The organism is Skermanella sp., from assembly GCF_059503625.1.
The window spans coordinates 1-10,303 of record NZ_JCACHA010000728.1; the positions used below are offsets into that span (position 1 = coordinate 1).

Consider the following 10,303-nt stretch of genomic DNA (forward strand, 5'->3'; position numbering starts at 1 on the left):
ACGGCCACTACGCCCCCGGCTTCGGCGTAGGTCCGTCGCTCGACGTCTTCGCGCCAGTCTATGGGGTTCCGATCGTCCCGCCCGATACCAGCCGTACCGATCTAAAGTCGAACCAGTACGGCATTTATATCCAGGATCAGCTCAAGCTGGGCGGATTCGTGCTGACGCTCGCCGGCCGCAAGGACTGGGTCGAGACCAAAACCACCACCGAGTTCGGGTCGTCGAGCAAGTCGGATCAGGCGCTGACCGGCCGCGCCGGCCTGACCTACCTCTTCGAGAACGGCATCGCGCCCTATGTCAGCTATGCCGAATCCTTCAATCCGCAGACCGGTACCGATTTCTTCGGCAACGTCTTCGATCCGGAGGAAGGAACCCAGTACGAAGTCGGCGTCAAGTATCAGCCGCCGGGAACCAACAGCCTGTTCACGGCGGCGGTCTTCGAGTTGACCCGCAGCAACCTGCTGACCAGCGATCCGGCCTTCCCGGGATTCTCCGTCCAGAGCGGCGAAGCGCGGTCGCGCGGCATCGAGCTGGAAGCCAGGATGGCCGTCACCGACCAGCTGGACGTCATCGGCGCCTATACGTTCCTCGACACCGAGTACACCAAGGACAACGACGGACGGGAAGGCTTCCGGCTGGCCGCCATACCGCGTCACCAGGCATCGGGCTGGGCCAATTACCGGATGCCGGAAGGCTCGGTCCTGGAAGGTCTCAGCATCGGCGGCGGCGTGCGCTTCACCGGCAGCACCGTGAACTCGGCGAACACATTCAAGGTGCCGTCCTTCACGCTGGTCGATGCCGCGGTCACTTACGACCTCGGGTCCCTCACCCCCACGCTGGCCGGCGCCGAGGTCTCGCTCAACGCCAAGAACCTTTTCAACAAAGAGTACGTGGCGTCCTGCTACTTCGGCGAGTGGTGCGCCTATGGCTACGAACGGACGGTGACCGCCGGGCTGCGTTACCGGTGGTAATGCTGCTTCTTCCCTCTCGGCGCCGCCGGCAAAGGAGATTGCCATGAAACCCGCGAACCTGCGTCGCTGGCGGCTGGTCCACCGGTGGACCAGCCTGATCTGCTCGGTGAACCTGCTGATCCTATGCGTCACCGGGCTGATCCTGGTATTCCATCATGAGATCGAACACCTGATGGGCGACGAGTTCGACACCAGCTACACCGAGGGGCAGGCACGCCTGCCTCTGGAATCCCTGGTCGACATCGCGCGCTCCGCCAATCCGGAGCTGGAGCCCAAGTTCGTCTCCTTCGATCCCGAGGAACCCGGCGCGAACTTCATCTTCATGAGCGCCCCCGGAGTCCGCGACTTCGAAGACGGGCGCTGGGTCATGCTGAACGGCTACACCGGCGCCAATCAGGTTCTGAAGCAGCCGGAAGAAACCCTGACCGGCTTCCTCCTGAAACTGCACGTGGACCTCTTCGCGGGCTTCGCCGGTCAGATGTTCATCGGGGTCATGGGCCTGCTGTTCGTCGCCAGCACGGTCAGCGGACTGGTCGTCTACGGTCCCTTCATGAAGAAGCTGGCCTTCGGCCTGCTGCGGTTCCGCCGGGGCACCCGCATCGCCAACATCGACCTGCACAACCTGCTGGGTGTAGCGACCCTGGTCTGGGCCCTGGTGGTCGGATTGACGGGCGCCATCCTGTCGTTCTCGCCGCTCATCCTCACCTATTGGCAGCAGACCGAACTCGTCTCCATGATCGGCCGCCACACCGAGCCGATGACGGGCACTCCGGTCACGGTCGATCAGGCGGCGCAGGCCGGCCTTGCAGCCTTTCCCGGAATGGATATCGCCTTCATCGCCTATCCCGGCAACGAGTATGCCAGCGACCGCCATTTCAGCGTGACGGTGCGCGGCCAGACCGAGCTGACGCAGAAGCTGCTCAGCGTCGCCCTGGTCGACGCCCAGACCGGACAATTGACGGAAACGGCGGAGATGCCCTGGTACATCACCGCCGTACTGCTCTCCGGCCCCTTCCATTTCGGCGACTACGGCGGTCTGCCGCTTCAGATCATCTGGGCGCTCTTCACCATCGTTACGGGTGTCGTGACCGTCGCCGGCTTCGTCGTCTGGGTGAAACGGCCGCGGACGCGCGCCGCGGCGGCCGAGGCCGAAGTGCGGGATGCATCCGGCGCCCGGATGGGCAGCAAGGCATGAACGGCGTATGGCGCATTCCCGCGATCCTTGCCGCACTCTCGCTGCTCGGCCTCGCCTCCGCCATCGTCGGCGACGGCCTCTGGCACTGGGTCTGCTGGATCGGCCTTTCCGTGCCGCTCCTGGTCTGCACCGTCAAGCTCTGGCGGCAATGGCCCCCGCGTATTCCGCCGCCATCGCGGGCAGGAGGTCGCTAGGTTCACTCCGCCTCGGCCGGCCCGGTCCGGACCATCACCAGGGTATCGGTTCCGGACTCCGGGGCCCATACTTCACCGGGCCGGCCCAGGATCTGCCGCACGTTGGCTTCCGGCCGGGGATGCCGCTGGACATCGAAGTTCCGGGTTTCGGGATCGAAGCGCACCAGTGCATTGCCGCCGAAGTCGCTGAGCCAGATCTTGTCGTTCTCATCGACATAGACGGCGTAGGCCAAGGGGTTCTCGCCCGGAAGCTTCCAGCTGCGCCAGCTGTTCGCGGCCGGATCGTAGACGCTCACCTGCCCGCTGTTCCACTCGCTGACCCAGATCTTGCCTCGGCTGTCCGACCAGACGCGGCGGGCACCCTGATCGTCGGTCGGCGGTTCGATGACCGTAGCATCGCCCGTCTTGGTATCGATCCGCGCGATGTGGCTCCCCGCGAGCGAGGCATAGTAGATATCACCGTCCGGCGTCGCCGTATGCCGTAGGGTCCACGCCCTTCGGGCGCCTTGAAGACCTCGATGTCGCCGCTCGCGGGAGCCAGCCGCCCGTAGATGCCGTTCTGCCCGGTGAACCACAGCACTCCGCTGCCGTCGAAGGCCGCGGTATTCAGGTTAGCGTTGCCGGTGCCGGCAGGCAGCGGGTACCGCGTGACCTTTCTGGTGACGGGATCGACACGGACGATCGCATTCAGCCCGCCGTCGGTGATCCACGGTGCCCCGTCCGGACCGACGATGACGCCATGGGGCGCCGAGCCGCTGCCCAGCGGGATCTGCTCGACCTTGCCCGTCGCCGGATCGAGCCGTCCCAATGCTCCGTGTCGTTGCGCCGTATACCAGACACCGCCATCGGGCGCCGGCGCCACGTCGTGGGGCCTGGAACCAGCTGGCAGTTGAAATTCCTTCATGGGAAGGTCGGCGGAAGCATGCCCGATACCGGTAAACAGCATCGCGGCGGCAACGGCGGTCAGTATCTTTCGCATCGAAAGCTCCTGGTCCAATTGACTGCCCCATCACAGATAGGCCGGTCCCCAAGGGCATCCAACCAGCATACCGCTACACGGCGAGAGGACGACTTACGCTGCCCCGGATACCTGGCGGGCCAGGATGGAAGGCATGCGCGGCAACATGCCGGCGATGCGGATGTCGTCAGGATAGTTCGGCACCGAACCGCCGGCGGTAGTCCCCGGGTGAAAGCCCCGTTATCTTGCTGAACACCTTGCTGAACACCTTGCGGAATGCACCGGGATCTTCGTAGCCGACATCCCAGGCAATCCGCTCGACCGTCTGCCGGGTGAATTCCAGCATCTCGCGCGCCTTGCCGATACGCAGGTGCTGGCAGTACTCGGTCGGCTTCAACCCTGTCGCCCTGCGGAAGCGGCGCAGGAAGGTCCTTTCCTCCAGCCCGGCCGTCGCCGCCATCGTTCCGAGCGTCGCATCGCGGGCGCCGTGCGCCTGAAGCCAGTGCTGGACCTTCAGGATGGCATCGTCGCCGTGATGCAGTTTCGGCGAAAAGCTGCTGTAGAAGCGCTGTTCGCGGCCCGGCGGATCTATCAGCAGGAAGCGGGCCGTCTCGATCATGACGGCGGGACCGAGCAGACGGTCCACCAGCCTCAAGCCCAGGTCGGTCCAGGCCATGACGCCGCCTGCGGTGATGATATCGCCGTCGTCGACGATCAGCTTTTCCGCATCGACCCTTATGCCCGGGAAGCGCCCGGCAAGCGCGTCTGCCTGCGACCAGTGCGTGGTCACCGTCCGGCCTTCCAGCAGGCCGGTTTCGGCAAGCAGGTATGCGCCCATGCAGACGGACGCCAGCGTCGCCCCGCCCGCATGACGCTCGGCCAGCCAGAGCGCCAGACCGGCAGTTACCGCAGGCTCCGGCAGGCCGCTCAAACTCGGCGGCGCCACGATGAAGCGCGGTCCGTCCCCTGCCCCATCCCCTGCCCCATCCCCTGTCCGGCCGGCCGTCCCGGGATGTGTATCGAAGACCCGGCCGATGCCCATGGCTTCAGCATCCTGCTGCCAGTGACTGACCCTGATCGGCGGCGCTCCCGCTGCGGCATGCGTCCTCGCCATGAGGTTCGCCACCTGGAACAGGTCGGTCAGCCCATGGATGGCGGCAAGTTGCGCACCCGGATAAAGCAGGAGGCCGATCTCGGCAGGTCTGTCGTCGGGCTGCATCATCGACCGTTTGTCAGTTTTGGCCCGAGGAATGTCGGTTCCGCCAATCGGCACCATGCCCCGACGGGCCTATGGTGTCCAGCGGAAGGCCGAGGCCTTCGCCACCATAAGCAAAAGGGTAAGGGATATGACCAGGAAAGCGCTGATCGTCGTCGACATCCAGAACGACTATTTCCCCGGCGGCAAGTGGCCGCTGGCCGGAGCCGAGACCGCCGCCGACAATGCGGCCAGGATCATCGGCGCCGCGCGGACAGCGGGCGACCTCGTGATACACGTCCGCCACGAGTTCGGCAGGACGGACGCACCGTTCTTCATCGCCGGTTCCAAAGGCGCGCAGATACACCCGAAGGTGCTGAACCGGCCCGGCGAACCGGTCGTGCTCAAGCATTTCGTCAATTCGTTCCGCGAAACCGAACTCAAGCAACTGCTCGACGACAAAGGCATCGAGGAACTCGTGATCGTCGGCAGCATGAGCCACATGTGCATCGACGGCATCACCCGGGCGGCCAGCGATTTCGGCTACAAAGTCACGGTCGTCCACGATGCCTGCGCTTCCCGCGATCTCGAATTCGGGGGCGTCCTTGTGCCGGCGGCTCATGTCCATGCGGCCTTCATGGCGGCACTCGGCTTCGCCTATGCGACCATAGTCTCCACCGGCGATCATCTCGCCGCCACCGAGGAAAAATCGAGCGCCGCCTGAACCCGGAGGCGCAACTCGGCGCTGCCCGAGACTTCGGCGCAGGCTGGTCCGGCGGACAGACCAGCCTGCGTCAATTCTCCGACCCGACATCATGGCCCTTGGTTAGCATCCCTTAAGCCGTTGAAGTTACGGCATGACTATATCCTGCTATCATTAGATGTTCTCTTCGTGATTATACCGACACAGACCAGCCTTGGGACTTCACCTGAACCCAGCTCTATCATAACATGAAATTTAGTTAAGCATTTTAACTGGATTGTCGGAGCGAATAACTCGACCCGGTGAGGATTCAAGCAAGGGGCAAAACATCCTTATCGATCCGGTCGGGGGGCACACCCATACGCATCCGACGGTCCCGCCAGTCGACGTTCAGAGGATAAAAATGACAGCACAAGCTGCCTCTACCATAGGGATCGACCGCCCTCCATCCAGCCTGGGACAGCGGTTTCGGGCACGGCGCAGCATCTATATCCGTCAGATGATCGATGCCGTTCATGCGGAAAAGGGCTCCTGCCGGATCATAGACCTCGGCGGCACGGAACATTACTGGCGCCTGTTCGAACCGGCTTATCTGCATTCCAAAAATGTCAGCGTCGTCCTGGTCAACCCGCTGCCGACGGGCACGACATCGGGTATCTTTACCTATCTCCAAGCCGACGCCTGCAATGTCACCCAGGCAGCCGACAACAGCTACGACATGGTCCATACGAATTCCACGGTGGAACATGTCGGCGACTGGTCCCGCATGAAAGCGTTCGCCGGCGAAGTAAGGCGCCTTGCTCCGCGATACTACGTTCAGACCCCATATTTCTGGTTCCCTTACGAACCCCACTTCCGTCTTCCGTTCTTTCACTGGCTGCCCCGCTCCACGCGTGTTCATCTCCAGCACCAGTTCACGCTCGGTCACCGTCAGCGACGCGAGACGATAGACGAAGCCATGCAATCGATCGAGGAGGTCAGGCTGCTCGACATGGCTCAATTTCAGTTTCTTTTTCCCGGCGCGCAGATAATCAGGGAGCGATTGTTCCCCTTTACGAAATCGCTGATCGCCTTGAAGAACTCGCCTCCCGCCTAGACTTTGAAGGATCGCCGCTTGACGCTGAACCGCCGCAGATTGATCGGCTACCTGGGGGCGCACGCCGGTCTTGCCGCTGCGGCGCCGTTCTTTCTTCCGCCTGCCCGTGCCGACGACGGGCTGCGCCCGATCAGGGCGGCCGCTCTCGAAGGAGGGCGGCGCTTCGGCGCGGCGGTTGCAATGCGCCGCCTTGCCGACGACCGATCCTTCCGCGACTTGGTACTGCGGGAGTGCGACATCATCGTCCCGGAATGGGAAATGAAATGGTACTCGGTGGAGAAGCAGCCCGGGCTTTACGATTATGCAGCCTGCGACGACCTTGCCGCCTTCGCCGCCGCCAATGGCAAGGAGCTTCGGGGGACCACGCTGATCTGGCACTTGGGCTTGCCCGATTGGGTCAAGTCCCGGCTGAAGGATACCGGCGGCTGGGATCTGGCTCTCACCTACATGACTTCCGTCATGAGCCGGTTCAGCGGCATCAAGTCATGGGACGTGGTCAACGAAGCGGTCGAACCGTTCGACGGAAGGGAAGACGGGCTGCGGCAGTCGCCCTGGCTCGACGCCTTCGGACCGGACTACGTCGCCGAAGGCTTCAAGAGGGCGGCCGAGATCGCGCCTCGCGCCCAACTGGTCTACAACGATTATGGGACGGAACATGACGCTCCCTGGAATCATAATCGCAGGAAAGCCGTCCTTCAGCTGATCGATCGTGTCAGGAAGTCCGGCGGCAGGATCGACGCACTGGGCTTGCAAGCACATTTGCGCCTTGGCGATCCCTGGAACCCGAACGGCTTCGGCTCTTTCTTGAGACAGGTCGAAGCTGCCGGCATACGTCCCATCGTCACCGAACTGGACGTTCGCGCGGACCGAATGCTGGGGGACGACAAGGCCGTGGACGCCAAGGTGGCCGACATGTACACCTCGTTCCTGGAAACGGTTTTCGGCAACTCCCGGTGCGACACGGTCATCACCTGGGGGCTGAGCGACAACTACTCGTTCCACCGGCGGCGCAATCAACAGGACAGGCCCTTGCCGTTCGACGAAAACTACCAGCCGAAGAAAGCCGCCGAGGCACTCGTCCGGGCACTCCTGGGAGCGAAATGACAGTCAGCATGCTGCCACCGATCCAGTCCTATCCCGATCCCGCCATCAAGGTGCTCCATCCCAGCTTCGCCAAATATCACCAGAGACTGGCCGCGGTCGAGCGGCTGGCGACGGGCTTCCGCTGGTGCGAGGGACCCGTCTGGTTCGGTGACGGCCGCTATCTGCTCTGGAGCGACATTCCGAACGAGCGGATCATGAAGTGGGAGGAAGAAACCGGAGCCGTCGGCATCTTCCGCAAGCCATCCAACTTCGCCAACGGCAACACGCGCGACCGCCAGGGCCGGCTGATCTCCTGCGAGCACGGTGGCCGGCGGATCACCCGGACCGAATATGACGGGACCATCACGGTGCTGATGGACCGCTTCGACGGCAAGCGGCTCAATTCGCCCAACGACGTGGTGGTCAAGTCGGACGGCTCGATCTGGTTCAGCGATCCGCCCTTCGGCATCATGTCCGACTACGAAGGCCACAGGGCCGAACCGGAACTGCCCAGCAACCTCTACCGTCTCGACCCTGCGACCGGAAAAGCCGCTGTCATGGACGGCGAGATCGCCGGGCCGAACGGGCTGGCATTTTCGCCCGGCGAGAAGCAGCTTTACGTCGTCGAAAGCCGTGCTTCGCCGCGCAAGATCCTCGCCTACGACGTGGTGGAGGACGGCACCCGCATCGCCAACCGGCGCGTCTTGATCGACGCCGGCCCGGGTACTCCCGACGGCTTCCGCTGCGACGAGGACGGCAACCTCTGGTGCGGCTGGGGCATGGGCGATCCAGAACTGGACGGCGTCATGGTATTTTCGCCGGGTGGCGAACCGATAGGCCGGATAGCGCTGCCGGAACGCTGCTCCAACCTGTGTTTCGGCGGCATCAAGCGGAACAGGCTGTTCATGGCGTCCAGCCAGTCGCTTTACTCGCTCTATACCAATGCCCGCGGTGCAGTCGGCTGGTAGTGGAAGTTCGATCCGAACTTCGATGTCACAGATTTATCTTAGGAGGTAGATCACTGTAGCGGCTTACAAAAACCACCCCTATCGGTGAATATCTGGCCACGAACCACCCATATCGAGAGTGTTATGGCCAACATCGCCGAGTACATTCCGTCCCGGAACAGCGGGAAGCCCATCACCTATAGCTACTCCGGTCCCTCTGCGACGCCGTGGCCTCGCGACGATACCAAGATCCATGGGTTTCGGCTGGTCCTCATCTGGCTCGTCGCTATCCTGTTCAGCTGGACGCTGTCCGGATCGCTCATTTATGGCGCGTTCCGGCTGATATCGTCTCTGCTATCCTGAATTGCCTCTTTTCCATAATGATGAAAGCCAGTCACACTGACGACGGGCTGCGGTTGTCATGATCAAAAGATTATCTTGGGAGGAAACATGCTGACGCTTGGGTCGAAGGCGAAGTACGGCAATCATGACTGCATCGTTGTGGGCCGTACGATCGAGGCGCACTCCCGTTACGACGTGCTATTTCCCGCGTCGCGCCGGGTAGAACTGAATGTGCCGGAAAAGGACCTGAAGCCCGCTGGCGAGGAATCTCCGCAGCCGGCCGGCCTCAAGATCGTGGAACCTTTCAAGCAGCACTCCTGAACCAGCGGATCGCGTCGCGCGCCCGAGCTTTGATCCGGCGTCCTGCCCGCACCACCGCCTGCCAGGCGGAGAGCGCGCGGAGCCGGGCCAGCCAGCCCGTGACCAGCCGGTAGCACCAGGCGAACCAGTGGATGGTCAGCAGCTTGTCGCGGCTGATCCGGAACAGGCGCTCGACAACCACGATCTTCGCGACCTCGGCGCCCGCCAGGATGGCGGCTCCCTGGATCGGACGACCGGTTGCCATGACGTAGAATCCCAGCGGCTTCAGCGGTTCCAGGATCACTACCGGGATTCCCAGCAGGAACAGGCTGGGATACGGGCCGAGCGATGCGATCCTGCGGCGGGTTCGGACCAGGACCGGTTGCCGCCCCAGCCAGTTCAGCAAGGGCTTGAGGACGCCCAGGAAGACCGCATCGATTACGAAATAGACGACGGCGGCGGCCGACACGACCGGCGACAGGATGCGCCGGATCAGTGTGCGGAAGCCTTGGCTCAACTCGGTTCTTCCCCGGCGTCCGGCTTGCCCAACCCGACCTCCACATACAGCTTCTTCACCGCCACATAGGCCACTACAGTCAGCGGCGTCGCGAAGATGACGCCCAGGATGCCGAACAGCAAACCGAAAGCGACGACGGCGAACAGCGCCAGCGCCGGTGCCAGCGACACCATCTCGCTCTGGATGATGGGCATGATGACGTTGCCCTCGATCTGCTGGATAACGATGTAAAGCACCAGCACATAGAGCACCGTCGACATGTCCACGGTCGAGGCCGCCAGCAGGGCCGGGATCGCCGTGGCGACCGCGCCGACCAGCGGAACGAACTCGCCCAGTCCCGCCAGCAGACCAAGCGCCAGCGCGGACGGCACTCCGAGCAGCCAGAGCCCGAGGCTGACCATCGTCCCGACCATGACCATCGCCAGGAACTGACCCTTCAGCCACTTGCCGAGCGCATCGCCCATGGTGTCGAGGGTATCGCGCGTCCTGTCCTCCGCCTCGCGAGGCACCAGCATGATCACGCCGTCGCGGTAAAGCTTCGGCTGCGCCGCTAGATAAACGCCGCCAGCGACCAGCAGCAGCACATTGCCCAGGCCGCCGACCACCGTCATCAGCAGCGAACCCGCCTCCCGGACGACGCCGCCGGAAACGCTGGTCGGGTCGAACTGCTCGACCGTTTCCAGCACGCCCCTGCCCCACGACGAGCCCTGAAGCTGGCCCTTGACGCCGTCCCAGGCCTGCGGCACCACCTTGACCAGCTGATCGAACTGCCCCGACACCTGCGCGCCGAACATCCAGCCGC

General features: G+C 63.4%; 14 protein-coding genes. 9 read left to right on the forward strand and 5 right to left on the reverse strand.

Annotated elements, in window-relative coordinates; all coding sequences use genetic code 11:
- The 3 genes from AC5JJ6_RS24645 to AC5JJ6_RS24655 form a co-directional block, all read left to right on the forward strand.
- Positions 1 to 971, forward strand: a 971-nt coding sequence (locus AC5JJ6_RS24645) for a TonB-dependent siderophore receptor (protein ID WP_496044595.1), incomplete at its 5' end; no start/stop codon positions are given.
- 43 nt (positions 972 to 1,014) lie between these two features.
- The gene (locus AC5JJ6_RS24650) at positions 1,015 to 2,166 is read left to right on the forward strand and encodes a PepSY-associated TM helix domain-containing protein (protein WP_496044596.1); all 1,152 of its coding nucleotides are present in this window, start codon (positions 1,015 to 1,017) and stop codon (positions 2,164 to 2,166) included.
- Complete coding sequence (locus AC5JJ6_RS24655) at positions 2,163 to 2,360, forward strand: hypothetical protein (protein ID WP_496044597.1); 198 nt, start codon at positions 2,163 to 2,165, stop codon at positions 2,358 to 2,360. Before AC5JJ6_RS24650 ends, AC5JJ6_RS24655 begins: the two co-directional genes overlap by 4 nt.
- 2 nt (positions 2,361 to 2,362) lie before the next feature.
- Here AC5JJ6_RS24655 and AC5JJ6_RS24660 read toward each other — a convergent pair whose 3' ends face one another.
- The 3 genes from AC5JJ6_RS24660 to AC5JJ6_RS24670 form a co-directional block, all read right to left on the reverse strand.
- Entirely contained in the window at positions 2,363 to 2,656 is a 294-nt protein-coding gene (locus AC5JJ6_RS24660; protein ID WP_496044598.1) for a hypothetical protein, read from the reverse strand.
- On the reverse strand, positions 2,653 to 3,339 hold the full coding sequence (locus AC5JJ6_RS24665) for a Vgb family protein (protein WP_496044599.1): 687 nt from the start codon (positions 3,337 to 3,339) through the stop codon (positions 2,653 to 2,655). Before AC5JJ6_RS24665 ends, AC5JJ6_RS24660 begins: the two co-directional genes overlap by 4 nt.
- Before the next feature lie 166 nt (positions 3,340 to 3,505).
- Entirely contained in the window at positions 3,506 to 4,540 is a 1,035-nt protein-coding gene (locus tag AC5JJ6_RS24670) for a GlxA family transcriptional regulator (protein WP_496044600.1), read from the reverse strand.
- Positions 4,541 to 4,664: 124 nt separating this feature from the next.
- Here AC5JJ6_RS24670 and AC5JJ6_RS24675 point away from each other — a divergent pair, with 124 nt between their 5' ends.
- The 6 genes from AC5JJ6_RS24675 (at position 4,665) to AC5JJ6_RS24700 (ending at position 9,005) form a co-directional block, all read left to right on the forward strand.
- The gene (locus tag AC5JJ6_RS24675) at positions 4,665 to 5,237 is read left to right on the forward strand and encodes a cysteine hydrolase family protein (RefSeq protein ID WP_496044601.1); all 573 of its coding nucleotides are present in this window, start codon (positions 4,665 to 4,667) and stop codon (positions 5,235 to 5,237) included.
- Between the two features lie 256 nt (positions 5,238 to 5,493).
- Positions 5,494 to 6,312 carry a class I SAM-dependent methyltransferase gene (locus AC5JJ6_RS24680; RefSeq protein ID WP_496044602.1) on the forward strand — a complete coding sequence of 273 codons (819 nt, stop codon included), beginning with the start codon at positions 5,494 to 5,496 and terminating at the stop codon, positions 6,310 to 6,312.
- Positions 6,313 to 6,330: 18 nt separating this feature from the next.
- The gene (locus AC5JJ6_RS24685; protein ID WP_496044603.1) at positions 6,331 to 7,416 is read left to right on the forward strand and encodes an endo-1,4-beta-xylanase; all 1,086 of its coding nucleotides are present in this window, start codon (positions 6,331 to 6,333) and stop codon (positions 7,414 to 7,416) included.
- On the forward strand, positions 7,413 to 8,363 hold the full coding sequence (locus AC5JJ6_RS24690; RefSeq protein ID WP_496044604.1) for an SMP-30/gluconolactonase/LRE family protein: 951 nt from the start codon (positions 7,413 to 7,415) through the stop codon (positions 8,361 to 8,363). The genes AC5JJ6_RS24685 and AC5JJ6_RS24690 overlap by 4 nt, the downstream gene beginning before the upstream one ends.
- Positions 8,364 to 8,486: 123 nt before the next feature.
- Positions 8,487 to 8,705 (forward strand): hypothetical protein, encoded by a 219-nt coding sequence (locus AC5JJ6_RS24695; RefSeq protein WP_496044605.1) that lies wholly within the window; start codon positions 8,487 to 8,489, stop codon positions 8,703 to 8,705.
- Positions 8,706 to 8,792: 87 nt separating this feature from the next.
- Positions 8,793 to 9,005 carry a hypothetical protein gene (locus AC5JJ6_RS24700; protein WP_496044606.1) on the forward strand — a complete coding sequence of 71 codons (213 nt, stop codon included), beginning with the start codon at positions 8,793 to 8,795 and terminating at the stop codon, positions 9,003 to 9,005.
- Here AC5JJ6_RS24700 and AC5JJ6_RS24705 read toward each other — a convergent pair.
- Positions 8,989 to 9,501 carry a hypothetical protein gene (locus AC5JJ6_RS24705; protein ID WP_496044607.1) on the reverse strand — a complete coding sequence of 171 codons (513 nt, stop codon included), beginning with the start codon at positions 9,499 to 9,501 and terminating at the stop codon, positions 8,989 to 8,991. The two genes, AC5JJ6_RS24700 and AC5JJ6_RS24705, sit on opposite strands and share 17 nt — an antisense overlap.
- Positions 9,498 to 10,303: AI-2E family transporter (locus tag AC5JJ6_RS24710; RefSeq protein WP_496044608.1), on the reverse strand; the 806-nt coding region annotated here is incomplete at its 5' end. The genes AC5JJ6_RS24710 and AC5JJ6_RS24705, both read right to left, overlap by 4 nt.

Bases quoted from the DNA above. Each gene is read 5' to 3' on its own strand.
- AC5JJ6_RS24650 (WP_496044596.1), top strand. From the start codon at position 1,015: ATGAAACCCGCGAACCTGCGTCGCTGGCGGCTGGTCCACCGGTGGACC.
- AC5JJ6_RS24655 (WP_496044597.1), top strand. From the start codon at position 2,163: ATGAACGGCGTATGGCGCATTCCCGCGATCCTTGCCGCACTCTCGCTG.
- AC5JJ6_RS24665 (WP_496044599.1), bottom strand. From the start codon at position 3,339: ATGCGAAAGATACTGACCGCCGTTGCCGCCGCGATGCTGTTTACCGGT.
- AC5JJ6_RS24670 (WP_496044600.1), bottom strand. From the start codon at position 4,540: ATGATGCAGCCCGACGACAGACCTGCCGAGATCGGCCTCCTGCTTTAT.
- AC5JJ6_RS24675 (WP_496044601.1), top strand. From the start codon at position 4,665: ATGACCAGGAAAGCGCTGATCGTCGTCGACATCCAGAACGACTATTTC.
- AC5JJ6_RS24690 (WP_496044604.1), top strand. From the start codon at position 7,413: ATGACAGTCAGCATGCTGCCACCGATCCAGTCCTATCCCGATCCCGCC.
- AC5JJ6_RS24695 (WP_496044605.1), top strand. From the start codon at position 8,487: ATGGCCAACATCGCCGAGTACATTCCGTCCCGGAACAGCGGGAAGCCC.
- AC5JJ6_RS24700 (WP_496044606.1), top strand. From the start codon at position 8,793: ATGCTGACGCTTGGGTCGAAGGCGAAGTACGGCAATCATGACTGCATC.